Genomic DNA, 24,440 nt, shown 5'->3' on the forward strand with positions numbered 1-24,440 from the left:
TTCATGCTCCTGTAGAAGGCGGTTTGTAAGAGCCGTCTTTTTTATTTCTTTATTGCTTTTTTGCCCATTGCGTATTGTATGCCGCCCAGTATATGTTGTAAAAACAAGGGTTCGCTGTACGATTCATCAGTATGTCCTAAACCGGTATAAAAACACGGCCGCCTTCAAAATTGTGGTACCAGGCCATGGGGTGAAAATCGCCGTTCTTTCCTCCTTCGTAACTTTTCTCATCAATAGTGATCAGCGTTTTTACATCGGGATTAATATTTTTATAATTGTACCACTCATCTTTACGTTCCCATACCCCCGGTAAATGCTGGGTAGAAGCATGTTCTTTATCTTTTACAATCAATTTTGCCACCTGTTGTTTAGGATGACTGGCAAACCAGGCACCTACCATTTTGTTATACCAGGGCCAGCCATACTCAGTATCAGCCGCTGCATGAATACCTACAAAGCCACCGCCACTGCGTATATATTTCTGAACCGCTGCTTTCTGCTCATCATTAAACAAGGTACCGGTAGTGCTTAAAAAATAATAGCCGAAAACTTTTTAAGATACTTATCGGTAAACAGGCTGGAGTCTTTTGTTACTTCTACCTCAAACCCATTATCGGCTCCCAGCTTTTGAATGGCTTCAACGCCTTTCGGTATAGACGCATGGTAAAAGCCGGCAGTTTTGGTCATCACCAATACTTTAGGTTTAGCAGATCTGTTAAAGGAAATGGTGACAAAAGCAACAATTAAAAGGGCAAAAAAGGCAAGTTTATTAGACATGATACATATTGTTTAAATAGCTATATATATCGACTAAAGTAATGTAAATTATTATTACTATCCACATTTTTTAAACCATAAATCGCATGAAACCGAATACTAGCAACACTTTAGCTATATTTGCAGCGCAAAAGGCACCTATATTATTAAATATAAAGATGAACGCCCCAACCAAAATATGTTGGCACATGAGAATAAAAAAGGCGTTATATCCTTTTTAAATGTAAAAATTAAAAACATACGGATGAAAAAGATCACTTTTACACTTCCCGCTGAGGCACTGGGCAATGCAACCGGAGCCATTTTACTTGGAGACTTCAATGACTGGAATTTTGATAAAGGCATCAGCCTCAGTGTACAACCCGATGGCACTTTAGCCGCTTCAGTAGAACTGGAGGCTGGCAAAAGCTACCAATACCGCTTTTTGTTAAGCGATGGCACATGGGTAAACGACTGGGCTGCACAACAATATGTACACGATGCAGCTTTCGGAGTAGAGAATTCTTTGATCATTGTTCCTACCGAAACCATCATAGAAAAAGTAGCTACCATTGCTAAAAAAGTAAAAGCTGCAGTAACGCCTAAAGAAGAAAAAGAGCCGGCTAAACCAAAAAAGAAGCTAAAATAGCTGAGCCTAAGGTAAAAAAGGAAAAAGTAGCCACTGTTGCCAAAAAGCGAAAGCTGAAGCAGCACCTAAAGAAGAAAAAGAACCGGCTAAACCAAAAAAAGAAGCTAAAACAGCTACGCCTGCAACAAAAAAGAAAAAATAAAATAATGGTTGAAAACTGAGAGAAGTTTTCAAAAGCCGCTGGCTCTAAATTTCAGTTCCACGAACCGGCTTCATGACTGAAGCACGCTAAGTTGGCTGTAGCTGCGAAATGGGATCAATTGGCAGCATTACAGGAGAAGCTGATCGGAGGAAAATAAGCATATCATTTTATTTGAAGTAGAGAGCAGGCTCGAATTAGTTTCATCTGCTCTTTACTTCAATTCTATCTATCGTTTTTTAGCAGCATAGAAGTAAACTACCTGGAGGCCTATCAATAAGAGTATGCCCACCAGCTGGTGAGAGATGGCGAGCGCTAATTTATCAGGAGTAAGGTAATTGATCAATGTTAATACACCTAACGTAACCTGAACCAGGGTTATGAATAAAGGCATATTACGCAATTGGTACACAACAGTTCCCTTAGACTGCCTGTATAGCATTACTGTGTATATTATTACCAGCACGGTTATGATGTAGGCTAGTCCACGATGTACAAACTGTATAGCTAACAGGTTGTGCAACAAGCCTCCTTCGGCCATATCCGGTACTAACTGCCCATTAATACTGGGCCAGGTAATGGATGATTTTGCCGCGTGGGTACCGGCCATAAATGCTCCATAAATTAACTGTACGGTCAACAACGCAAATAATAGCCAGGTAAAATTCCTAATCGAAGGAATATGTGCTTTCTTGAAATCGGGCACAGACAATTTCATTGCAAACCAGATCACGTAAACCAATAAAACCAGGGCTGCGATAAAATGAGCCGCTAATCTGATGTGGCTCACGTAAACCAGGTCTGTACCTACACCACTCGCCACCATGATCCAGCCAATAGCCCCCTGCAAAGCGCCCAATACAAATAAAATAATCATGGGCCACAGCATACTGCGGTCAATCTTCTTTTTGTAGATAAAATACGCAAAAGGAACAATAAATACGACTCCCATAAAGCGGGCCCAGTTACGATGCAACCACTCCCAGAAATAAATAAATTTAAAATCGCGAATTGAAAAATAATTGTGGATGTACTTATACTGTGAGATCTGCTTATATTTTTCGAACGCAATATTCCAGTCATGCTCGTTCATGGGCGGCAACGCGCCTAGTATAGGCTTCCATTCGGTAATAGATAAGCCGCTACCGGTCAGTCTTGTTATTCCACCCAGTAAAACCTGGATAATGATCATGCCCGCTCCTATAAAAAGCCAAATGGCCACGGGTCTGTGCTTTTTCAAATCCATAATTGGGCGCAAAATTATAAAACAACTGCTATTTGTACTGTATTAACTTAACAACAAATGTCTGCTCTGGTTGGGCCTGGTCCAAAAATAATTCCCTCGCCTGTCCTGCGCAGGCATTACCCCGAATTGAAAAATATTCCATTCGTCATAACCCTTTATCTTTGCGCCCTGAATTTAAGCGCCCGCCCGCGCCAATAAGTGGCAAGTGAATTGAAATAAATAAAAACAGAAAATGAAAGCATATACTTTTTTAATCCGATACCGGTTGCCGATCTCTATCATTGTATTACTGGCGGGTATATTTACGAACTTTGCAGCTGGTTTTTGGCCGGCATTCCCCCTGTACCTGATCGCAGCTATTTTGATCTTCAGCCATTTCTTCTTTGGACCATTGAGGTTGATACAGGAATATATGGAAAGTGGCGACATGGATGGCGCCGAAAAAGTATTGAACTCTATAACATTCCCCAATCTTTTGTACAAGCCCATCCGTTCGGTTTACTATACGCTGAAGGGTAATATTGCCATGAGCAAACAGGATTTCGACAGCGCCGAAACAATGATGAAAAAGGATTGGACCTGGGTATGCCGATGAAGGAAGCGGAAGGGGCAAGTATGTTACAAATGGGCATGCTGGCCATGCAAAAAGGTAATATCAAGCAAGGTGAAAGCTATATTCGACAGGCTATTAGAAAAGGATTACCTGATAAGGAAAATGAAGCAGCGGCTTACCTGCAAATGTGTAGCATTATGATGAATAAACGCGAGTTTCGCGCGGCAAAAGATTTTTACCGAAAAGCCAAAGCCTGCAACCCTACAACACCTCAAATAGTAGATCAGCTAAAGGAAATCGGCAAGTATATTACCAGGATGCCTGGATAATTAGCCGGTATTTTAAATACGATACAAAAAAGAGATTGTCTGCCGACAATCTCTTTTTCATTACAATATATTGAGGGGGCTTATCGCCCCATTTTTAGCTCAAAATCTGTTTCCCACTGGTTCGGCTTCACATTCAGTTTTCGGTCTATATCCACAATTAGCTCAGGCTGCCGTCGCTCTCAAAAAACTGGCCAGCATCCCATTTGAGATTTTTATTGGTATCGTACAATATTTTCATATCATAATCTCCGGGGTTGTACAGCTTTAACTCAATAGTACGATTGGCAGGTATAGCGAAAGAATTGATCGTTGCGTCTCCCTGGTTGATCAATAAAACGGGATTACGGTCTAAATCAATATCAACAAAAGCGATCTTCACCTGACCATAATCGTCCAACGACTTTGTTCTGAACTTTACGGTATCCTTTCTAACAATTTGCCGGTCAATGCTGTCTGAGGCAAAATCTTTTTCTAAAACCAGGTAGTACGTAGTATCGGGGGTCCAGGCCATATTCATGGTAACGATACGGGAGGTGCTATCTAAAGTCAGCTTATACCCGTTCGCCCTCCTTAGCGTAGAATCCATACTCAGCAATATTTTAGACGTATCGAAAGTTTTCAGCGGGTTTTCAAAAGTCATGGTAAAAGCTGAAAGCAGGTCTTGTTTACCGGACTCCAGGCTATTTTTATACTTGAGCCTCTTTTCCTTACGGTCGATCTCAATTTCCTCCGGTTCAGATTCTTCTTTGGGCTTTTCGGGTTGGTAGGCCCATAGCATTACGGGAGCGGGAGGTTCAGGCGCAACGGTTACCAGAGAATCAGCGAAAGCAAAGATCTGCTCCCCGTTATACATATAGGAGCCGCCTTCATCTTTCATGGCAAACAGCCGGTATTTTCCCGGCGCCAGGTAGCGGAAAAAGAAAATACCGCTGCTATCTACTCTTGTTACATACCGGGGACGCTCTTTCATTACTGCACTATCTTCCAGGTTACTATACAGCATTACCGATAAGGTAGAATCGGCTTTATTGGTTTTGGCCATTTTAACCCGGCCACTTAATTCCATTGAGTCAATATAAGATCCGGTAGACACTACATATAATAGGTCCTTTCCCTTATTTCTTCGTTCAGATCCTTAATGGCGTTGGCAAAATTATACACATAAGTGGTATTGGGCTGCAAAGTATCTTTGATCTTTACTGTAACTGTTCTTAGCTTCCGGGTAACGTCAGGAGTGATTTTCGGAAAAGGAGAAACGATCAGGTTGGAATGGATATCATTCAACTCCACATACTCATCAAATTCAATCTTAATTTCTTTTTTATCGAAATTGAGGGTTTTATTTTGAGGATTTACAGCAACTATTACTGGTGGTAAAGAATCCCTTGGGCCTCCGGATGGCGGTACCACGCTGGCACAACCCGTTTCTGTTAATAAAAAAGCAAAGGCCGAAACCACTACTAAAACAATAGCCAATAAATTTGTAGCGCGCATATAAAAGCAAACATAAAGCGTTTTTAGACAAACTAATTCCCAATTTTCAATTTTTAATTTTCCATTAGCAAGCTCAATTTATCTTTGCAGGATGCAATTTTCGTCCGCGCTGTTAGAATCCGCTGTTAATGAATTTTCACGCCTTCCCGGTATTGGTAAAAAAACGGCCCTACGGCTGGTATTACATTTGTTAAAGCAGGATGAAAGCCAGGTAACCCAGTTTAGTGAAACCATCGCCCGTATGCGGAGCGAAATCCGTTTTTGCAAAAGGTGTTGTAATGTGGCTGATGGAGAGTTGTGCACTATTTGCAGTAATAATTACCGTCAGCAACAAACCATCTGCGTAGTAGAAAATATACGTGATGTGATCGCCATAGAAAGCACACAGCAATTTAACGGTACTTACCATGTTTTAGGCGGTGTTATTTCGCCGCTTGACGGGGTTGGCCCCGATCAGTTGAATATTGATGCGCTGGTGCAACGGATCGACCTTGAGCAAACGGAAGAACTGATATTTGCCCTCAGCCCTAATATACAGGGAGACACTACTATTTATTATGTACAGAAAAAGCTAAGCGGTAAAAATGTGCGCATTACCACCATTGCCAGGGGTATTGCTTTTGGCGGGGAACTGGAATATGCTGATGAACTTACATTAGGCCGCAGCCTGCAGAACCGACTGCCGGTTGAAAAGTATATGAACCGGTAATATTTTATGCTTAAGTTTCTAAAAATGAAAGCATGTAATAAAAAATAAGACCCCTATTTTTGCGGAACCCATTTTTAACAACAGTGGTTACTTAAGCATGCGGTATCAGGTTTCGATCTTCCTTTCTGCTTTTTCTCTTGTCTTTTTCATTGCCGCATCTGCCCAAACCAGGCATCAGTTCACCATTCTTTCAGAAAACGATAGTTACCTTTCGGTAAATAACGATGGTTATTATACCAATGGTATAAAGCTGGCTTATCAATGGAGGTCCACAGCAATCGATAAAAAAATCCGGAGCGGATCAACAGCATATCAGCAGGTCAGAACATCTACACGTCCAGGTTTTCCGGCGAATTGAAAGCAGAAAGACTGGACCGGCCTATTGCAGGGTATCTATATGGCAGTTATCATCAGTCGCTTTATAATCAAAAAGAGCGTTTACTGAAATGGGGTATAACGGCCGGCGTTGTTGGTCCGGCTTCTTTAGGAGAAGACATGCAGAAACTGGCCCACAGTGTGATGCAGATCTATAAGCCTACTTACTGGGAGCGTCAATTACCCAATGCTTTTGGAGCCAACCTCGATTTTGCCTGGTCACCACAACTGGGGCAAACCGAAAAAACATCTAAATGGGATTTTAAACCCTTACTCTCTGCCAGCGCGGGAAGCATTTTTACAAACGCAGGGGTGGGAGGCGCCCTGGTATTCGGGAGGTTTAATAAAAATAGCGCTTCGGCATTTTGGAACAATCATAGCGGCCAAACAAAAGCTGACAGGGAGTTTTTTGCGTACCTGTTTCCTATGATCTATTTAAAAGGATACGACGCCACTGTACAGGGCAGTTTATTTAAGAAAGTATCAACCCTGATTCCAGGAGAACTAAATCCCATTTTTTCCAGTCGAGACTTGGCCTTGCTTATGCAGCCAATAAATTAGCTTTTGGCGCTGCTGCTGTTTACGAAAACAAGCAATCCCGCACACAACGATCGCCCCACTTATACGGCAGCCTGCAGGTAAGCCTGATGTGGTAAACCCCATGCACTCCTAAAAATATTTGGAGAATAAAAAACAAATCTTATTTTTACAGTGTACTACCTAATTAGTACACTAATCATTATTATTTATCTGCTTGTTTTAAACTGTTTAATGTCGCACCTATGCTAATTCAAAACAAAACATGCCTTTTACAAATTATAACTTATTCATTACAAACCTTTAGAATTAGTTAACAATTACTCAACTTATCTTTCGACTCCAAAAACTAAAATATTTTGAATAAAAAAGTATTGCTGCTTATTTTTCAGCTAGCCAGTGCAATAGCTTATTGCCAACCTGCAAAAATTTATCTGAGTCCTAAAGCTGCCGGTGCAGCTAATCAATCCACTTTTATCGACTCGCTAAAATTTTACCCTTTGCAGATCCCCAAAGGTATCGTCATTGGAGAGTGGAGCTATCCCATCGTTACAAACGATTACTTTTTTGTACATAATTATGCCAGCAAAAGTTTACTGGTTTTTAAAAAGGATGGACGCTTTGTGAAAGAAATATCTTATAAAAAAATAGGAGAATATGCATCTCCCAATTATGATAAAAATAAGCAGCAGATGACTTTTCTGTTCACCAACAAAAGTTATTCACTTACCCAAAAAGACCAAATACAAATTAAGACCAACTTCAACAATCCCCGAAGTAAAAAATACTATAAAAAATACATTATTGATTTAACCGACACAACATTTGCTATAAAAAAGGCAGAAATAACAGCCTTTGACATACTAAACGCCTATAATTTAAAAGACGATTATTATTGTACTTATGAAATAGCGGTAAATGAAAAATATAAGGATACTACAGATTATGAGGTAAAAATTTATAAAAACACCACATTTATCCAGGGTTTCTTTCCCTACAATAAACAAAATGAGCCGCGGTATAAATACGCACGCTGGGCTGGTGCTGTTACTAAAGAAACCAAAACAGCGAATGTATTTTACATCACGCGCCCATATGTAGACACTATCTACTCCCTTGCTAACGGCACTATTAATCCTTCATTTCAGGTGATTTTGCCTATGGAAAACAGTATCCCCAAATCGTATTTACAAAACCCTTTTAAAAACGCCACAGAAAGAGAAAATTTTGAACGCAACAACGGATGGCTCATGCGTCAAATTTATCTGCGTTTTGAAACGGATCGTTATATGGGCCTCAGTATTAGCTTTTTCAACAACTACGGTCAATACATTTATGATAAAAAAACCAACGCTACTTACAATATGGATAAGGTTAAACCCGATAGTATATTATATAACCTTCCGTCTTTATTAAGTAGAAACTTTACCGAAGACCAGCGCGGTAAACCTTATACCCTAATTGCTACCGAAGCGCTAAAAAAATGTATGAGCTAAAAGATAAATCAGCTACATATCCTAAAGAACTCGAAGCCGCTTTTAAAGACCCCAAAAACCCTTCTCCTGTTATCGTGGAGTACATCATCAAAAATAACTAATGAAAAACTGTTTTCTATTTGTATTATGCCTCGCCTTTATCTGTATAACGGGCAATGCTCAAAATAGCGTTATAAAAGGCTTTGTAAAAGATTCTGCAACGGGTATTGTGCTAGAATCTGCCACCGTAAGTATCTTGAAAAAGGATTCTTCGTTGATCAACTACCAACTTACAGATGCCTATGGCGGATTTACATTTGACAAACTTCCCCTGAATGCGGAAGTTTGGATGAACGTAACCTATGTGGGATTTAAAACTTATAACAAAAAGTTGAAGCTCGATTCCTCAAATTATAATACTACCATTCTCCTGGCACCTTCTTTTGACGATACGTCGAACGTAACCGTAATGGCCCATATACCCATTAGAATGAACGGAGATACACTGGAGATCAATCCTGCTGCCTTTAAAATGGATCCCAATGCCGTGGTAGAAGATCTGTTAACCATGGTGCCGGGCGTAACTGTTTGGGCTGATGGTTCTATTACAATGAACGGCAGAAAAATACCTAGTGTTTTGGTAGATGGCAAGCCTTTTATGGGTGAAAATGATGCCCGGTTAGCTACGCAAAATCTACCGAAAGACGCCATAGATAAAATACAGGTGTACCAGGAAGTTGACAGAAGTTTGAAACCGGAGGAGAGGCGAAAAACAGACTCCCTGCTTACCATGAACATTAAATTAAAAGAAAACAAAAAGACCGGTTATTTTGGAAAGGCAGGGCTGGGTTATGGCACTACGGATCGATTCGAAAGCGATCTGTCTTTTCAAATGTATAACAAGAAAACTTCCTTTGGTGTAGGCGGCGGTTATAACAATATTAACAAGAACATCAACAATTTAAAAGAGATGTTTCAAAATAATACCTACAGAAATTATAACCCCAACCTTAGAAATGTAGGAAATTTCGGTACAGAGGGCATTAACAAAAACCACTCCTTCGGCGGCGCATTTACTCACAACTTTATTGAAACCACTAATAGTCGCCAAAACGATCGCATTACCGTAAACTATACTAAATCCGGATCAGACAGATATCTGACCAACCAGACTTTTCAAAACAGGACTACTGAAGGCAGATCGCAGTTTATAGAAGATAACAGCGTTACCAACAGCTCTAGTGATAACCACAGTGCCGGTGTAAATTATATTAAAACCAACAGCTACAACGACAATTTCAATATTAATGGGAATGCCTCTTTTAACAGCGGCAACAATAACTCTGTTAGAAAAACGGAAGTACTAGACTCGTTAGATAATAGGGTTAGCATGAACGATGTAATCAACCGGGGTACCAACAAATCGAACAATCAATCGCTTTCGGCTGGCTACTCTAAATATAATTACGATAACCCATTAGCGCAATATAATGTAAACGTAAATGTAAATAATAGCAACAGCGAGTCGAACAGGTATGTAACCAGTGTTTTCAAATCGTTAGTGAATAGCGCAGACGATACCACTTATAACCGGAATTATTTCAATACCTCTTCCAACCTAAGTGCCAATGCCAATATTGGCTACAACGGACTTAAGCGTTTACTATTTGGGCGATTTAACTTTTTGGAATAGACCTTTCTCTAAATCAGGCCATAAGCTATGTAAAAAATGATAGAAACGACAGGGTATCTGATTTTGATACACTTTCGGACACTTTCAAGTCCAACAGCAGGCTCACCAATAACAACAGTAACCAAACGCTGGAATACACGCCATCTCTTTCGCTTAGTAAATCAATATACAAATGGGGCGAAACCTTCTCCCGCAACTTATACGGAACCGTTTCGATCAATAAAGAGTTTAAGCAGGATAATAACTCGTCCTCATTTGCCATTCGTAACCTCAACCGTTCGTTCAATTTCCTTACTTATAACGCAAACGCATATTACAACTATAACAAAAGAGATGATTATTCATATAACCTGGGACTATACTATAGTAAAGGTTATAATTATGCTTCCGTTGATCAACTGTATACTATTACAGACGATGTGGATGTTTTTAATGTAAGAATTGGGAACCCCAATCTTAAAAACAGGGTAAACAACAGTTATAATTTTAATGGCCGATTCAACTCTCAAAAGCCCAAAGCAAAGTATTCTTTTAATGGAGAGTTTAATGCGGTTATAACAAATCGCTGAATCCGGTAACAGATAGTGTGATAAACGATCCGTCCGGTAAAAGAACCTATTATTACATTAATGCTCCCAAAAGCGAATCTTATAATTTGAGCTATAGCCTAAACATTGCCCGAAGCTTAAAGAAAAGCAAACTTCAGTTAATGTATAACGGATCGTATAATAATAATGCCAATCCCAATTACATCGATAATATTTACTCCGAAACCCAAACTGCAAACATTACCAACAATATAAACCTTCAGCTGGCGTTAAAATCGATGGTTATTTTAAACATTGGTAAAACTATCAATAATTATAAAACAAGCCAGTCGGGTGCCGGTTTGAGATCTTTTAAAAACTACTCTGATATTACAAAGTTTGGCCTTACCCTAAACCTGCCCAAAAGCTTTATGATCAACTCAACGCTTGACTATACTAAAAACTCCAATATAGAAAAGCCGATTGTTTTATGGAATGCTTTTGCCAGCAGGCGTTTTCTTAAAAGCGAACAGGGCGAACTGAAGTTTTCGGCTATGGATATACTAAAGCAGTTTAAAAACATCAGAAACAGCGCCGATGGATACGGTACCACAACGCGGATATCCAATGGCCTGCAACAATACTTTATGCTCACGTTTTCCTATTACCCCCGGAAATTTGGTAAAACAGAGCTAAAACGAAAAGAGGTTAAAGAAGAATGGTAATTATTCCTGCTTAGCCAGTTTCTCTGAGTTTTCGGCGAACTGCAGGTTATCAATAAATTCCTGTATTTCGCCGTTTACTACAGCATCGAGGTTATAGGAAGTAAAGCCAATACGGTGATCCGTAACACGCCCCTGCGGATAGTTATAGGTCCTGATCTTGGCGCTCCTGTCTCCCGAGCTTACCAGGCTTTTCCTGTGGCGGGAAATTTCTTCTTCCTGTTTGCGTACTTCTTCTTCGTATAATTTGGTACGCATCATCTGCATCGCTTTTTCGCGGTTGCCCAACTGTGTTCTTTCGGTTTGGCAGATAATTACCGTCCCCGTTGGAATATGCGTAAGCATTACCTTGGTTTCTACTTTGTTTACGTTCTGTCCGCCGGCTCCGCCACTTCGGGAGGTTTCCATTTTCACATCGGCTTCACGTAATTCAAAATCAATTTCTTCCGCTTCAGGCATTACCGCTACCGTAGCGGCAGATGTATGTACCCGACCCTGAGTTTCGGTGTCAGGCACCCTTTGTACCCGGTGCACACCACTTTCAAATTTTAAGGTGCCGTACACATCATCCCCTCTTATTTCTATTTGCACCTCTTTATACCCGCCGGATGTACCTTCGCTTTCGCTTAGCAAGGCAGCTTTAAACCCTCTTTTCTCACAATATTTTAAATACATGCGATATAGATCGCCTGCAAAAATGCTGGCCTCATCACCACCGGTTCCGGCCCTTATCTCCATAATAACATCTTTGCCATCCTGCGGATCTTTGGGAATCAGTAACTGGCGGATATGAGCTTCCATCGCTTCTTTACGTTCCTGCTGATCAGCAGTTTCCAGCTTTGCCAATTCACGCAGCTCTTCATCGTCGCCGTTTAACGCCTCCTTATTAAAGTCAATATCATCCAGCAATCTTGTGTAATCCTTATACGCATTTACAATCTTTTCCAACCCACGGTACTCCTTACTAGTGGCGGCAAACTTCTTATTATCGCTCACAATTTCAGGGTTAGTCAATGCCACACCCAGTTGATCATATTTTGCCTTTATAGCTTCCAGTTTGTCTAACATATTATTCTCTTACTTTTACACGGGTTATCGGACCCGCACCGAACCATTACCCGCCCGGATAAATTCCTTCCCGCCAGAACAATGTTCATCCGGGCAGGCGGCGTGCAAAGTTAAATCATTTTACAAGATGCCTTTTAAGAAGTTACAAGCAGATTTATTATTCGATGGTTACCGCTTCAGGGAAAACCAGGTTTTAGTGACGACAGATAATGGAATAGTGGAAAATATAATTGACGCAACCGAAGCCGGGCAGGATATTGAAATCCTAAAGGGTATTTTATCCCCGGGATTTATCAATTGCCATTGCCACCTCGAGTTAAGCCACTTAAAGGGTCATATTGAGGAAAACACCGGTTTGCCGGCCTTTGTAAGGCAGGTAGTACAAAAAAGAAATTTTTCGGAAGACCAGATTCTGGCCGCAATTGAATCAGCTGAAACTGCGATGTTTGAAAACGGTATAGTAGCTGTTGGCGACATCAGCAATACTTCACATACACTGCCGCAAAAGGAAAAAGGAATATCTGGTACCATAACTTTATTGAAGCCATGGGTTTTAACCCCCAGCTGGCTGAATCTAATTTTAACAACTATCAACAGGTATATGACCTGTTTGCAACGCAGTTTGGCCCTCAGGAGGTGTCCATTACACCTCATGCGCCTTATTCGGTATCCGAGCCACTATGGGAGAAAGTGATCGGCCACGATAGCAACGGCTTATTGTCTATTCACAACCAGGAAACGGAGGAAGAGACGCTGTGGTTCCGGCAAAAAACTGGCGGCTTTGCTGATATGTTTAAGGCAATGGGATTAAATACTGATAGTTTCACCGCATCGGGGAAGAGCAGCCTGCAAACTTATTTTCACCATTTTTTGTCTCAACAGCAGGTTTTACTGGTACATAATGTATACACTGCAGAGGACGATCTGGCGTTCATCCGCGAAACCGGCAACGAAGTATTTTGGTGCTTATGTCCCAATGCCAATCAATACATTAGTCGTATGCTACCCGATGTGGCCATGTTTGTAAAAAATAAAGCGGCTGTGGTATTGGGAACGGATAGCCTGGCCTCTAATCACCAGTTAAGTATCTGGGAAGAAATACAAACCCTGCGCAAAGCCTATACCGATATCCCGCTGGAATTAATGTTGCAGTGGGCTACCAGCAACGGCGCAAAGGCACTGAAAACAGACCATCTATTCGGCAGCTTTGAAAAAGGTAAACGACCGGGGGTAGTACAGATTGTTGACGACAAAATACACAGGATTCTCTAATTATTGCTACTAATATAGCTCATATCAAAAACAGGCTCCAGTTGCCGGATATTCATTTTAGCCGGTGTTTTCTTCATGATCCAGTTACGGATGGCAATACCGGTAGCATTCTTCCAGTGCGACACATTACCGATCATGCGGCTGCGTTTTACGATCTGGTGCGCCTTTTTGATCCTTAATTGTTCATACCTGCCAAAAGCAGCTGCCATATCCCCCGAGCCCAGCAAACTGCCTAAAGCATAAGCATCTTCGATGGCCTGGCAGGCGCCCTGCCCCATATTAGGTGTGGTAGCATGAGCGGCATCTCCTATTAAACAAGCATTACCCGCATGCCAGCCGCTGAAAGGTTTAAGATCGGCCAGTGGCCCCAGAATAATCGTCTTCTCAGGAGTCATCTCAATCATTTCCTGGATATCGGTATGGAAATCTTTAAAAAGAAGGGAAAGACGATGCTGATGTTCCGCGGCTGTTTTTTCATCTGCTACCGCATACCAATATAAGGTAGTGCTATTTAAATACACAAATCCGAACCGGCGACCTCTACCCCAGGCTTCTATCGCCTGGTGGGCATAACGGTCAAGCCCGTTAAAAGAGCAGAGCCCCCTCCAGCAGACCTGCCCGGCTGGCCTGATCAACTGTTTTCCAAATAATTGCTGACGCACTACCGATTTAATGCCATCTGCACCAATTAAACCTTCCGTTTCAAAATGACTGCCGTCGGAAAAAGATAGTTTATACTGGTTGGTTGTTTTTATCTCCGCTAATCTTTTCCCCAGGTATATCTTTTCCTCACCCAGGTTTCGGGCTAGAATATGCTGCAAACCGGCACGGTGAATGGCGAGGTTATGCACGCCATATTTTTGTTCAAAATGGTGAAGGTTGATCAGCGACAAATTACGGAGCTTTTCATCTGTAATACGCATGTAGTTTACCTTATGGCCGGCGGCTTCTATTTCCCCGCCTATGCCCAGCAAATGAAAGATCTGCATAGCATTATTTCCTAAGCCTATGCCTGCGCCTACCGGTTCTATGGCGGGCGCTGCTTCGAATACCTGGTGGGATATACCCTTATTTTTTAAAAACAAGGCAGTGGTTAATCCTCCTATACCTGCTCCAATAACGGATATACTACTCATACGCCGGTTATAAAATGCAAAGGTATTTACTTGTATTGCAGCAACTCGCTAAAAACCAGGCTTTTCATTTCATTAATCGCTAATATTTGGTCAAACTGTTTCGAAACAGGAACTTTGCACCCCTGAAATGAATGATCAACATATGAAACAGTGTCATTGAGTAAGTTGCTCATTGGCTACCAATTATTGAAGACCGCAGATAGTGAAAGCAAAAATTAAAAGAGGATATAGAATTGCCCGTTATGTGGCTTACAAAGAAACATTGATTGACCGGAGAGAACATTTCTGGTCTTTTTTAGGCGCTTTTTTGGAATTGGCGCCATTGCCCTGCTACAAACCAAGCTATCCGAAAGTGATAACTTATTCCTGATCGGGTCTTTTGGCGCCTCCTCTGTTTTGATCTACGGTAGCATTCAAAGCCCATTGGCACAACCCAGGAACCTGATTGGCGGTCACGTTATATCTGCATTGGTGGGTGTAACCATTGCTAAAATCTGTCCACCCGTTATCTGGCTTACTGCTCCACTGGCCGTAGCTTTTTCAATTATAGCGATGCAAATTACCAAAACCCTGCACCCTCCAGGTGGAGCAACAGCACTAATCGCGGTAATTGGCTCAGAAAAAGTAAAGGCCCTGGGCTATTGGTATGTACTATCTCCGGTTTTAACAGGCGGACTTATATTGTTAGCAGTAGCGTTAATTTTCAACAATCTCACGCCCAACCGTAAATATCCTACAGATGGTCGTTTTTCGCGTACGTTCAAATGGGTAACGGCTCCAACCCGGAATGTTATTTCGAAAATAAACCAGAAACGCAGGAAGCGGTAAAATAGATTACCTCATAATCTCTTTTAAAATAGGCAGGGTTCTCATGTTGCCAAAGTCCTGTACATGCAGGCTGTAATACACTTCCATCAGGTCCAGTATTTTACGTCTTGCTTCGGCATTGGCATTTATTTCAGACAGCTCTCCGGGTTGGCGTACCTGCAAAAGCTCCGCCAATATTAAAGCATACTTTTTCTCCAGACTTAAATGGTGAAAAAGGGGGCATCGGTAAACACGCCTTCCTGCACATCAAATACAAAATCCGCGGTTTGGTCTATTTCAACACCAATGCCCTGGGGTAGAAAGCCTAAAAAATGGGTTAGCTGCACTGCAAAAAAACGGGGAAATTCGCCATCACTTTATCATCGCATCGATCGAGGGCAATGAGGCAGTCTTCGGCAAAAGCAAACAATCCATGGTTATCTTCGGGTTGTTTAAGGCATTTACTTAACAACTCTACGATGTAAGACGCAACACCATTTTTAAGCACATCGGTAAAAACCTGCTGATATACAGTTGCAAACCTGTATTCTTTTATACGATTGAGCTGTTTAAACTCATTGTGATACACTTCCAGGTCTAATATGGCCGAAGGCTGAAAAAGCCGATCCGCGAACCTCCTTTCTTGGAGGCGCTGCGTATACCATTCAATAAATAGGATTGTAACCCGAATAGTTCGGTATATACCGAAGCAATGATGCTGGTTTCCCCATACTTCACATTACGCAGCACAATGCCTTTTGTTTTATGAATTTTATCTGTCAATGATAAGAAATAGTACTGCAAGGTAAATTTTAAATCATTGGTTTGGCAAAGAATTGCTAATACTGTAATCTATAACTCTCTCAAAAAAACCAGGTGTTGGCATTGTTTTTTCTTTTTCTTTGCCGGATATCGTAAGAGAAGCTGTATTCAACAACAGTTTAAGAACTAAACATCGTCTAAAAAAACACAATAAATACCGTTTTATGTGGGAGAAGCTGGGTAAAGCCATCATTAAATACAGATTTGTTCTTTTAATACTACTAACTGCCGTTACCGCACTTTTTGCTTACTGGGGAAGTAAAGCAGAACTGGGTTATGAATTCACCAGGGCCATTCCTACCGACCACCCGGTTAATATAGCTTACCAGGAATTTAAAAAGAAGTACGGGCAGGATGGTAACCTGATGGTAGTAGGTGTACAAACCGACCAGTTTTTTACCGAAAAAGTTTTTAATTCCTATGTTTCCCTACAGCATAACCTCAAAAAATACCGGGAGTTCTTGACATTATTGCAGTCCCCGGCGCTGTAAACCTGGTAAAAGACTCCGCCAGCGAAAAACTAAAGGCGCAAAAATATTTCCTGCTGCACCGCTCAACCAGGCGCAAATTGATGAGGGCGCAGCCAGCTTTCTCAACTTACCTTTTTATAAAGGCTTGTTGTATAACCCCGAGTCTAAAGCTTATTTGATGGGATTAACGATGGATCCTGAAATTATCAATTCGAAAAAGAGGGACCTTACCATTAACCAAGTGACAGCGCAAATAGCCGATTTTGAGAAAGCAACCAATGTGGAAGTAAAACTAAGCGGACTGCCTTATATAAGAACCATATTGGCTACACGTATCGCTAATGAAATGCGTTACTTTCTTACTGCATCCATCCTGCTTTCAGCAATTATATTATTACTCTTCTTCCGGTCGGTAAGCTCCATGCTGCTCTCTTTGGGCGTGGTGATCATTGGTGTTCTTTTCAGCCTGGGAACCATACATATCCTGGGTTACAAAATAACCTTGTTAACCGCTTTAATACCGCCATTAATTGTGGTAATCGGTATTCCCAACTGTATTTACTTTTTGAATAAATACCATACCAGCTGGAGAAAGCAGGCCCGTGTTGGAAATGAGGTGCCGGTTCAGCAAAAGAAAAGAAACGCCATAGTAGATATGGTAAGCCGCATGGGTATTGTAACCCTGTTTTGTAACCTGGCTGCGGCTATTGGGTTTGCTGTTTTTGCATTGACCAAGAGCGCTATTTTAAAAGAATTCGGAGCGGTAGCGGGTATTAACATTATGCTGTTGTTTTTTATATCATTGGTGCTGATCCCGATTGTGCTATACTTTTTACCACCGCCAAAGGAAAAACACACTAAATATCTTAATAACCAAAGACTGAACCGCTGGCTGGACCGTTTAGAGAAATGGTCTTTAGCACATAGAAAATTAATTTACATCGTTACGGTAATATTGGTGGTAATAGCGGCTGCCGGTACTTTCAGGCTGCAAAGCAATGCTTACATGGTAGATGATGTACCTAAGACCGATAAGATCTATACTGATCTTAAGTTTTTTGAAAAGAATTTCAAAGGTGTAATGCCACTGGAAATAGTAATAGATACTAAAAAGAAATTCGGCGTAACCCGGAACTTTAAAAACCTGGTGAAGATTGATTCGTTTACCCAATATCTTTCTTCAAGGCCAGAGATAGCACGCCCATTAAGTCTTGTGGAGGGTTTGAAGTTTGCCAAGCAGGCATTTTATGAGGGCGATAGTAGTAATTATTCAATGCCTTCAGAATTTGATCTGCCAGGCCTGGCCCAATACCTGAATATGAAAACCAGCAGCCCTGACGGTAGCAGTAGTGGAAGCGACGACTCGTTTACTAAATTAGTATCGCGGTTTATGGACAGCGCCAAGCAGGAGGCCCGCTTAAGTGTGAATATGGCTGATGTAGGCACCCATGCATTACCCGGTCTTTTATCGGGCATAGAAAAGCGGGCCAATGAATTGTTTCCTAAAGATCAATACAATGTATCCCTTACAGGCAGCAGCATCGCCTTTCTCGAAGGGGGACGCTTTATCATCAATGGGTTAAAGGAGAGTATTTTTTGGGCCTTTCTGCTGATAGCTCTTTGTATGTTGTACCTGTTTAAGTCGATGCGAATTTTACTTTGTTCCTTAATTCCTAATATAATACCACTGGTTATTACAGCGGGCATCATGGGTTGGGCCGGCGTACCGCTTAAGCCCAGTACCGTACTTATTTTTAGTGTGGCCCTGGGTATAGCCATAGATATCACCATCCGGTTTTTGGTTAATTATAAACAGGAATTGACCCACCACGACAATGATGTGCAGAGCACGGTGATACAAACCATCCACAGTACGGGTATCAGCATTATCTATACATCGATGGTTTTAATTGCAGGTTTTGTGATTTTTTGTTTCAGCGGTTTTGGAGGCACGGAAGCCCTGGGATGGCTTACATCGATTACGCTGATAACCGCAACTGTTACCAACCTTATTTTATTACCAGCTTTGTTAATTAGCTTTTCTAAGAAAAAGGATAAAAAGTAATCTTCAATGGGAGTTCAGTTTTTTATTTCCTGAAATTTCCAAGTAAAACAGTATAGTTATTGGCGAAGCTGCGAGCGCATAAGATAAAATATTTCTTGATGATAGTTAGCTGACAGGATTTGTAAATTTATGCCAGTTTTACTTCGTAATCTCTCATGGAAGAAGTTTGTCCGCGATATTTTAGTTTGCCTTCTTCGATTAATTGTAGCAAACGCCAATTGAGAAAGCCATCACTAATACCTTCGCCAATACTTTTCTCATTCATGTTCCCCAATGTTTTCCCAACAATCCTAATAGCAGTTTGATAGCGTTTTGTACAATGCTTCAATAGAGAGGAGTCATAAAAATCAATTTCGCTTCCAGATATATAAGCATCTTCAACGGGTATGCGCAAATGAGAATCATCATTACTTAACTTTTCCCAAAACGACTGCATTTGAGAAACCTCCTGTTGTTCTATCAACCTAAAATCAGGGTATAATTTTGCAACCTGATCCAGGTTCGTTTCGTTCAACGACTTTGGATATATAAATGCTCCAATACTGTGGGTTACGGAAGTATTCAAAAAATCGATAATAAAAAACCGGGAGTAATCCGGTATCTGTAAAAAATACAGCAGTCTCGATGCAGAAAGCATTTCCCTCACATCCGAACCGGTCCATAAATAAATTCTAGGGTAACGATCAATATGACTTTTCAGTGCATCGAGCTGTTTAATGTCAGACTGTACAATATGGGTAATTATGTCTCCCGAAAATCCTTGCGAAATCTCCACCAGCCAATTAATTCTGCGCTGCTTTCCATTTAAAGTATCTAAATCAGCAATGGGGCCGATGGACAAATAATCCTGCAAAACAACCAGATCAATTTTAGCGGCATCATAAATTTCGCTTTGCTGAATTGTAGCCTTGGCCTGCACGCTAAATACAATATGCAGATCCTTTTCAGTCATAAAATAGGTGCTCTATGATTGATTAAAAGAAACAGGTTGATGAGATAATCCCATCAACCTGCTATACATCATTTAAATATTTTTTAGAAGCCCCTGCTGCTGGTTGCTTCATACTTCTGTAAGTTAGGGCATTGGGCCGCTGCTTCCTGATCCACCAAAACATAAAAAGTAGGCACTTTCTTAGTTAACCAATCATCTAGGGTTTTTTGTTTTTTTGTCTCCAAAGCCATGCTCGCAATTTTATTATAGTCATCGTTCAGGTTCATTTTATGAGGCTCTGTTTTCGACTTTAGGTACAAAATTCTTACACCCTGTTTCCCTTGCTCATTAGTAAAAGTAAGAGGCTGAGAATAATCTCCTGGTTTCAATGTGGCCAAAGCCTGCACCATGTCTTTATCAGGTAGCTGATCGATATGAACATAAGTAGAACCGTCCTGGCCCAATACAAATGGACCATAGCTTTTTACAGCATCGTCTTCGCTATACTTGTACGCCGCATCTTTAAAAGATATTTTTCCGGAAACGATCTCAGTTCTCACCGAATCCAATTTAATCTTCGCAACATCCAGTTCTGTTTTCGTTACCGGTGGTATTCTTAATATCATCCTCACTTTAGCATTATCACCGCGCCTGCTTTCCGATTGTATTAAGAAGTAACCAAATTTATTGGACTTTACCGGCATAGATAACTCCCCTGCTTTTAACCGGAAAGCGGTGGACAGAAATACTGGATCCAACTGGTCTTTATCATTCCTGTTCACCTCGTAGGCACCGCCTCTTTCACGACTTCCCGGATCTTCAGAATATTTTTTGCAGCGGCTTCAAAAGTTAAAGTACCTGCTTCAATCTGCTTGCGGTAGTTCATCATCTCGTTGTAAATGTATTCCTCTACTTCTTTCGCAGCTTTAGGATATACATTGATCTGACCTATTTCCAGCTCCGATTCCAGAAAAGGAACACTATCTGAAGGCACCCGGTCAAAAAGGCTTTTACCTCTGTTGGTGTGATGTGCACATTTTCTACTATTTTCTGCCTCATCCTTTGCGATAGCATTTGCTCTTTGATCATATGCCTGGAGTCATCCTTCAGCTGGAAAATAGTTTTACCCGCTACATCCTCTACCGCCTGCTCACTACCAAATTGCATAACCCATCCACGCACACGCATGTCCAGATTAGCTTCTACCTCATCATCACTTACGGGTAAGGAGTCACGCTCCGCCTGCAAAGCCAGAATTTTTGAAATCAGCGATTGTTCCAGAATGGAGCATGCTGCTCCTTCAGGAAGCTGATCTCCATTACGGGCTGCGTCAGCTATGGTATTTTGTATATCCGACTGTAAAATGATCCTGTCCCCAACAGCTCCCAGTATTTTATCAACCACCAGTTTTTGTGATTTCCCCTGCGAAAAAGCAGTTAAACTCAAGGCTATAGAACATAAACCCGCAAGAAAATATTTGATCATAGTTCAAAATTAATCAGCATACATACAAAAGATGAAGCTGAATAGTGCATTTAACAAAAGTTTGATTAAGAAAAAGGAAATGGGGAATAGCTAGTAGCTAGTAGGTGATGCTATATTCTATTTTCCTACTTACTACTCACCACTCCCCACTTGTTATTACAATGTTCTCTTTATTTCTTCCAGCTCGTAAGATTCTACGATATCACCTATCTTAAGGTCTGTGTAGTTCTTAATAGTAAGACCGCACTCCATACCTGTCAGTACTTCTTTAGCGTCATCTTTGAAGCGTTTTAATGATCCCAGTTCTGCAACCGCATTTTCACCGATCGGGTAAATTACAATACCGTCACGTATCAACCTCACTTTGTTATCACGCTTAATCTTACCATCTAACACCACACAACCAGCTACCGTAGCTTTATCGAATTTGAACACCTCTCTCACTTCAACATTGGCTGTAATCTTCTCTTTAACCGTAGGCTCCATCATACCTTCCATCGCACTCTTCACTTCGTCAATAGCCTGGTAAATTACAGAGTACATCTTAATTTCAATACCTGCATTATCTGCCAGTCTTGAAGCCTGAGAAGAAGGTCTTACGTTAAATGCTATTACGATCGCATCTGAAGCTTCCGCTAACACGATATCACTTTCGTTGATCTGACCTACACCTTTGTGTATTACATTAACCAGTATCTCTTCTGTAGAAAGTTTCTGTAAAGAATCGCTCAGGGCTTCTACCGAACCGTCCACATCACCTTTAATGATAATGTTCAGTTCTTTAAAGTTACCCAATGCCAAACGACGTCCGATCTCATCGAGTGTGATATGCTTCTTGGTACGCATACCTTGCTCACGCAGAATCTGCGCTCTCCGGTTCGCGATGTCTTTAGCTTCAGATTCGTCTTCGTATACTTTAAATTTCTCACCTGCCTGCGGTGCTCCATTTAAACCTAATATTACTGCCGGTGCAGATGGTCCTGCAGCATCCTGCTTTTTATTACGCTCATTGAACATGGCTTTTACGCGACCAAAATACTGGCCACTCACCACCAGATCCCCCTGTTTTAAAGTACCATTCTCTACCAGCAGGGTAGCAACGAATCCTCTGCCCTTATCCAATGAAGCCTCGATAATGGTTCCGGTTGCTTCCCTTTCAGGATTGGCTTTTAATTCCAGCAACTCTGCTTCCAGCAATATTTTCTCCAGTAATTTATCGATGTTCAGACCTTGTTTGGCAGAAAGCTCCTGGCTTTGGAATTTACCACCCCACTCTTCAACCAAAATATTCATTTGAGATAGCTGCTCATAGATCTTAGTCGGATTAGCGCCATCTTTATCGATTTTGTTTACCGCAAATATCATTGGTACACCCGCTGCCTGTGCGTGGCTGATGGCCTCTTTTGTCTGAGGCATCACCGCATCATCGGCAGCTACCACAATTACTGCAATATCGGTAACCTTGGCACCACGCGCACGCATGGCAGTAAAGGCTTCGTGACCCGGAGTATCCAGGAACGTTATTTCGCGACCCTCACCTACCTGAACACGGTAAGCACCAATGTGCTGGGTGATACCACCGGCCTCACCTGCAACCACATTCGCATTACGGATATAGTCAAGCAATGATGTTTTACCGTGATCCACGTGACCCATGATGGTTACAATAGGACTGCGGTGCTGCAGGCTGTCTGCATCATCTTCTTCATCCTCATCATCCTCCATCTCCATTTGCTTCTCCATGTCGATGAATTCCACATCGTATCCAAACTCACTCGAAACGAGCTCAATTACTTCAGCATCCAGTCTCTGGTTAATAGACACCATGATGCCTAAGCCCATACATTTACTGATTACATCAGCAAAACTTACGTCCATCAGGCTGGCCAGCTCACTCACACTAATAAATTCAGTTACCTGTAATTTATTATCGCCTGCCTGTACGTTCATCGCATCTTCAGCCTCATTTCTTTTATCCCTTCTTGCTTTAGCCCTCATGGACTTCTGCTTGTTACCTCCGCCGCTTAGCTTAGCCTGTGTTTCACGTATTTTATCCTGGATCGCTTTTTCGTCAATTTGTTTGTCTTCTCTCGGATGCTGATGATGTGGTCTTCTGTCTCCACCTCTGAAGCCACCACCGCCACCGCCGGTGTTATTATTACTACGCTGATGATCTCTGTTACCACCACCGCCGCCACCTTGCTGGAAGGGCTTTTTAGCTGCCGGGTCAGGCTTCACTTCTTTTTCTCGATAGGAATACGTTTACGCTTCCTTTTCTCATCGCGTTTAGGCCTAGTGTCGTTGTCTACCGGCAACTCAATTTTACCTAAAATTTTAGGGCCTTCAATTCTTTCGGCCTTTATTTTAGTAATTTCCGGTTCGGGTTCAGCAACCGCGCGCGGTGTTGGCGCTGGTACTACCGGTACAACAGGTGCAGGCTCTTCCTGCTTTTTCTCCTGTACAGGTTCTTGTACGGGCACTTCCTTCTCTACAACCGGCTTTTGCTCCGCCACTGGTGGTGGTGCTGAAGGCTTTTAGGCCTGGTTGATTTTTCAAGGGCAGAAAGATCGATCTTATCCAAAATTTTCGGCCCTTCAATTTCAGGTGCTCCTATTTTGGTAATATTAATTTCTTTTTCCGGCTCCACCTGCGGCAATTCCACTTCAGGAACAGACTCCACAACCGGAGGTGTTTCTATTATTGGTTCGGGCTCAGGCTCTGGTTCTGGCTGAGGCAAAGGAGCTGGTTCTGGCTGAGGTTCCGGTTCTGGGGAACTTCAACTTCAGGCACAGCTTCCACAACGGGGCTGCTTCAACAACAGGATCCGTTTTAGCCGGTTCTTTCTTTTGTACCAGTTCTTCTTCTTCCTTGCGCTTTTTAGCATCGTTGCCCACTCCTTTTGGAAGGTCAACCTGGCTGCTTTTTAGCTTGGCAGCTTTATCGTTCTGAAAACCTTGCTGGAGCGATGCATACATAGCTTCGCTTAGCTTCGAAGACGGCTTCAGGTCGTCTTTCGGAAAGCCTTTGCCAACAAGAAAATCAACGAGCGTATCCTGCCCAATGTTAAATTCTTTTGCTGCTTGTAATAATCTTGGAAGTTTGATTTCTGACATATAAAATTTTCTCTCCAATTGCCCTCCCGGGACAATTTTTAATTTACCATTCTCACAAAATATTGTT

At 41.6% G+C, this 24,440-nt stretch carries 27 protein-coding genes and 2 pseudogenes; 14 read left to right on the forward strand and 15 right to left on the reverse strand.

Going from position 1 to position 24,440, the window contains the following annotated elements; all coding sequences use genetic code 11:
- Positions 1–41: 41 nt before the first annotated feature.
- Positions 42–777, reverse strand: a pseudogene (locus MKP07_RS42190) (ThuA domain-containing protein).
- A 244-nt stretch (positions 778–1,021) separates the two neighbouring features.
- Here MKP07_RS42190 and MKP07_RS05825 point away from each other — a divergent pair.
- The gene (locus tag MKP07_RS05825; protein ID WP_240845718.1) at positions 1,022–1,405 is read left to right on the forward strand and encodes an isoamylase early set domain-containing protein; all 384 of its coding nucleotides are present in this window, start codon (positions 1,022–1,024) and stop codon (positions 1,403–1,405) included.
- A gap of 6 nt (positions 1,406–1,411) precedes the next feature.
- Here the strand turns inward: MKP07_RS05825 and MKP07_RS05830 are convergent, their stop codons facing one another.
- Both MKP07_RS05830 and MKP07_RS05835 read right to left on the reverse strand, forming a co-directional pair.
- Entirely contained in the window at positions 1,412–1,579 is a 168-nt protein-coding gene (locus MKP07_RS05830) for a hypothetical protein (protein WP_240845720.1), read from the reverse strand.
- A 194-nt stretch (positions 1,580–1,773) separates the two neighbouring features.
- A complete protein-coding gene (locus MKP07_RS05835) occupies positions 1,774–2,766 on the reverse strand; it encodes a COX15/CtaA family protein (protein WP_240845722.1) in 993 nt (330 codons plus the stop codon).
- Positions 2,767–3,022: 256 nt separating this feature from the next.
- Here MKP07_RS05835 and MKP07_RS05840 point away from each other — a divergent pair, with 256 nt between their 5' ends.
- Positions 3,023–3,385 (forward strand): hypothetical protein, encoded by a 363-nt coding sequence (locus MKP07_RS05840; RefSeq protein WP_240845724.1) that lies wholly within the window; start codon positions 3,023–3,025, stop codon positions 3,383–3,385.
- On the forward strand, positions 3,364–3,672 hold the full coding sequence (locus tag MKP07_RS05845; protein WP_240845726.1) for a tetratricopeptide repeat protein: 309 nt from the start codon (positions 3,364–3,366) through the stop codon (positions 3,670–3,672). The genes MKP07_RS05840 and MKP07_RS05845 overlap by 22 nt, the downstream gene beginning before the upstream one ends.
- A gap of 157 nt (positions 3,673–3,829) precedes the next feature.
- On the opposite strand, the gene MKP07_RS05850 is transcribed toward MKP07_RS05845, so the two are convergent.
- Together MKP07_RS05850 and MKP07_RS05855 are read right to left on the reverse strand one after the other, a co-directional pair.
- Complete coding sequence (locus MKP07_RS05850; protein ID WP_240845728.1) at positions 3,830–4,765, reverse strand: peptidase associated/transthyretin-like domain-containing protein; 936 nt, start codon at positions 4,763–4,765, stop codon at positions 3,830–3,832.
- A complete protein-coding gene (locus MKP07_RS05855; protein ID WP_240845730.1) occupies positions 4,765–5,166 on the reverse strand; it encodes an Ig-like domain-containing protein in 402 nt (133 codons plus the stop codon). Before MKP07_RS05855 ends, MKP07_RS05850 begins: the two co-directional genes overlap by 1 nt.
- 91 nt (positions 5,167–5,257) lie before the next feature.
- Between MKP07_RS05855 and recR the strand changes: the two genes are divergently transcribed.
- The 6 genes from recR (at position 5,258) to MKP07_RS05885 (ending at position 11,207) form a co-directional block, all read left to right on the forward strand.
- On the forward strand, positions 5,258–5,875 hold the full coding sequence (gene recR / locus MKP07_RS05860) for a recombination mediator RecR (protein ID WP_240845732.1): 618 nt from the start codon (positions 5,258–5,260) through the stop codon (positions 5,873–5,875).
- Between the two features lie 97 nt (positions 5,876–5,972).
- Positions 5,973–6,233, forward strand: coding sequence for a lipid A-modifier LpxR family protein (locus tag MKP07_RS05865; protein ID WP_240845734.1), 261 nt, complete (start codon positions 5,973–5,975; stop codon positions 6,231–6,233).
- Entirely contained in the window at positions 6,230–6,811 is a 582-nt protein-coding gene (locus MKP07_RS05870; protein WP_240845736.1) for a lipid A-modifier LpxR family protein, read from the forward strand. Before MKP07_RS05865 ends, MKP07_RS05870 begins: the two co-directional genes overlap by 4 nt.
- A gap of 335 nt (positions 6,812–7,146) precedes the next feature.
- Positions 7,147–8,283: a 6-bladed beta-propeller gene (locus MKP07_RS05875; protein ID WP_240845738.1), complete on the forward strand. Its 1,137-nt coding sequence runs from the start codon at positions 7,147–7,149 to the stop codon at positions 8,281–8,283.
- 100 nt (positions 8,284–8,383) lie between these two features.
- Entirely contained in the window at positions 8,384–9,955 is a 1,572-nt protein-coding gene (locus MKP07_RS05880) for a TonB-dependent receptor (protein WP_240845740.1), read from the forward strand.
- Between the two features lie 586 nt (positions 9,956–10,541).
- Positions 10,542–11,207, forward strand: coding sequence for a hypothetical protein (locus tag MKP07_RS05885; RefSeq protein ID WP_240845742.1), 666 nt, complete (start codon positions 10,542–10,544; stop codon positions 11,205–11,207).
- Here MKP07_RS05885 and prfA read toward each other — a convergent pair whose 3' ends face one another.
- On the reverse strand, positions 11,208–12,272 hold the full coding sequence (gene prfA, locus MKP07_RS05890; protein ID WP_240845744.1) for a peptide chain release factor 1: 1,065 nt from the start codon (positions 12,270–12,272) through the stop codon (positions 11,208–11,210). It lies immediately after the preceding gene.
- Positions 12,273–12,818: 546 nt separating this feature from the next.
- Here prfA and MKP07_RS05900 point away from each other — a divergent pair.
- Positions 12,819–13,544 carry an amidohydrolase family protein gene (locus MKP07_RS05900; protein WP_240845746.1) on the forward strand — a complete coding sequence of 242 codons (726 nt, stop codon included), beginning with the start codon at positions 12,819–12,821 and terminating at the stop codon, positions 13,542–13,544.
- Here MKP07_RS05900 and MKP07_RS05905 read toward each other — a convergent pair.
- A complete protein-coding gene (locus tag MKP07_RS05905) occupies positions 13,541–14,680 on the reverse strand; it encodes an FAD-dependent monooxygenase (protein ID WP_240845748.1) in 1,140 nt (379 codons plus the stop codon). The two genes, MKP07_RS05900 and MKP07_RS05905, sit on opposite strands and share 4 nt — an antisense overlap.
- 202 nt (positions 14,681–14,882) lie before the next feature.
- Here MKP07_RS05905 and MKP07_RS05910 point away from each other — a divergent pair, with 202 nt between their 5' ends.
- Positions 14,883–15,050: a hypothetical protein gene (locus MKP07_RS05910; protein WP_240845750.1), complete on the forward strand. Its 168-nt coding sequence runs from the start codon at positions 14,883–14,885 to the stop codon at positions 15,048–15,050.
- Positions 15,008–15,508: an HPP family protein gene (locus MKP07_RS05915; protein ID WP_449589531.1), complete on the forward strand. Its 501-nt coding sequence runs from the start codon at positions 15,008–15,010 to the stop codon at positions 15,506–15,508. The genes MKP07_RS05910 and MKP07_RS05915 overlap by 43 nt, the downstream gene beginning before the upstream one ends.
- A 6-nt stretch (positions 15,509–15,514) precedes the next feature.
- On the opposite strand, the gene MKP07_RS05920 is transcribed toward MKP07_RS05915, so the two are convergent.
- The 3 genes from MKP07_RS05920 to recO all read right to left on the reverse strand — a co-directional run bounded on the left by MKP07_RS05920 (position 15,515) and on the right by recO (position 16,291).
- Positions 15,515–15,682 carry a hypothetical protein gene (locus tag MKP07_RS05920; protein WP_240845754.1) on the reverse strand — a complete coding sequence of 56 codons (168 nt, stop codon included), beginning with the start codon at positions 15,680–15,682 and terminating at the stop codon, positions 15,515–15,517.
- A 142-nt stretch (positions 15,683–15,824) separates the two neighbouring features.
- Positions 15,825–16,076: a DNA repair protein RecO C-terminal domain-containing protein gene (locus tag MKP07_RS05925; protein ID WP_240845756.1), complete on the reverse strand. Its 252-nt coding sequence runs from the start codon at positions 16,074–16,076 to the stop codon at positions 15,825–15,827.
- 8 nt (positions 16,077–16,084) lie between these two features.
- Positions 16,085–16,291: a DNA repair protein RecO gene (recO, locus tag MKP07_RS05930; RefSeq protein ID WP_240845758.1), complete on the reverse strand. Its 207-nt coding sequence runs from the start codon at positions 16,289–16,291 to the stop codon at positions 16,085–16,087.
- Positions 16,292–16,473: 182 nt separating this feature from the next.
- Between recO and MKP07_RS05935 the strand changes: the two genes are divergently transcribed.
- Complete coding sequence (locus tag MKP07_RS05935; RefSeq protein WP_240845760.1) at positions 16,474–16,800, forward strand: hypothetical protein; 327 nt, start codon at positions 16,474–16,476, stop codon at positions 16,798–16,800.
- Between the two features lie 157 nt (positions 16,801–16,957).
- Positions 16,958–18,844 carry an efflux RND transporter permease subunit gene (locus tag MKP07_RS05940; protein ID WP_240845762.1) on the forward strand — a complete coding sequence of 629 codons (1,887 nt, stop codon included), beginning with the start codon at positions 16,958–16,960 and terminating at the stop codon, positions 18,842–18,844.
- Between the two features lie 127 nt (positions 18,845–18,971).
- Here the strand turns inward: MKP07_RS05940 and MKP07_RS05945 are convergent, their stop codons facing one another.
- The 5 genes and pseudogenes from MKP07_RS05945 to MKP07_RS05965 all read right to left on the reverse strand — a co-directional run.
- The gene (locus MKP07_RS05945) at positions 18,972–19,796 is read right to left on the reverse strand and encodes a DUF3658 domain-containing protein (RefSeq protein WP_240845764.1); all 825 of its coding nucleotides are present in this window, start codon (positions 19,794–19,796) and stop codon (positions 18,972–18,974) included.
- An 83-nt stretch (positions 19,797–19,879) separates the two neighbouring features.
- Complete coding sequence (locus MKP07_RS41010; RefSeq protein ID WP_240845766.1) at positions 19,880–20,557, reverse strand: peptidylprolyl isomerase; 678 nt, start codon at positions 20,555–20,557, stop codon at positions 19,880–19,882.
- A complete protein-coding gene (locus MKP07_RS05955) occupies positions 20,554–20,769 on the reverse strand; it encodes a hypothetical protein (protein ID WP_240845767.1) in 216 nt (71 codons plus the stop codon). The genes MKP07_RS41010 and MKP07_RS05955 overlap by 4 nt, the downstream gene beginning before the upstream one ends.
- On the reverse strand, positions 20,724–21,260 hold the full coding sequence (locus tag MKP07_RS05960) for a SurA N-terminal domain-containing protein (RefSeq protein WP_240845769.1): 537 nt from the start codon (positions 21,258–21,260) through the stop codon (positions 20,724–20,726). Before MKP07_RS05960 ends, MKP07_RS05955 begins: the two co-directional genes overlap by 46 nt.
- Positions 21,261–21,419: 159 nt before the next feature.
- Positions 21,420–24,373, reverse strand: a pseudogene (locus MKP07_RS05965) (hypothetical protein); the annotation flags it as partial.
- Positions 24,374–24,440 lie beyond the last annotated feature (67 nt).

The organism is Paraniabella hibiscisoli (genome assembly GCF_022512515.1).
GTDB lineage: Bacteria > Bacteroidota > Bacteroidia > Chitinophagales > Chitinophagaceae > Niabella > Niabella hibiscisoli.

Coding starts and splice junctions, on each gene's coding strand:
- MKP07_RS05940 (WP_240845762.1), top strand. CDS start 16,958: ATGGGATTAACGATGGATCCTGAAATTATCAATTCGAAAAAGAGGGAC.
- MKP07_RS05935 (WP_240845760.1), top strand. CDS start 16,474: ATGTGGGAGAAGCTGGGTAAAGCCATCATTAAATACAGATTTGTTCTT.
- MKP07_RS05840 (WP_240845724.1), top strand. CDS start 3,023: ATGAAAGCATATACTTTTTTAATCCGATACCGGTTGCCGATCTCTATC.
- prfA (WP_240845744.1), bottom strand. CDS start 12,272: ATGTTAGACAAACTGGAAGCTATAAAGGCAAAATATGATCAACTGGGT.
- MKP07_RS05900 (WP_240845746.1), top strand. CDS start 12,819: ATGGGTTTTAACCCCCAGCTGGCTGAATCTAATTTTAACAACTATCAA.
- MKP07_RS05865 (WP_240845734.1), top strand. CDS start 5,973: ATGCGGTATCAGGTTTCGATCTTCCTTTCTGCTTTTTCTCTTGTCTTT.
- MKP07_RS05945 (WP_240845764.1), bottom strand. CDS start 19,796: ATGACTGAAAAGGATCTGCATATTGTATTTAGCGTGCAGGCCAAGGCT.
- MKP07_RS05855 (WP_240845730.1), bottom strand. CDS start 5,166: ATGCGCGCTACAAATTTATTGGCTATTGTTTTAGTAGTGGTTTCGGCC.
- recR (WP_240845732.1), top strand. CDS start 5,258: ATGCAATTTTCGTCCGCGCTGTTAGAATCCGCTGTTAATGAATTTTCA.
- MKP07_RS05880 (WP_240845740.1), top strand. CDS start 8,384: ATGAAAAACTGTTTTCTATTTGTATTATGCCTCGCCTTTATCTGTATA.
- MKP07_RS05825 (WP_240845718.1), top strand. CDS start 1,022: ATGAAAAAGATCACTTTTACACTTCCCGCTGAGGCACTGGGCAATGCA.
- MKP07_RS05905 (WP_240845748.1), bottom strand. CDS start 14,680: ATGAGTAGTATATCCGTTATTGGAGCAGGTATAGGAGGATTAACCACT.
- MKP07_RS05960 (WP_240845769.1), bottom strand. CDS start 21,260: ATGATCAAATATTTTCTTGCGGGTTTATGTTCTATAGCCTTGAGTTTA.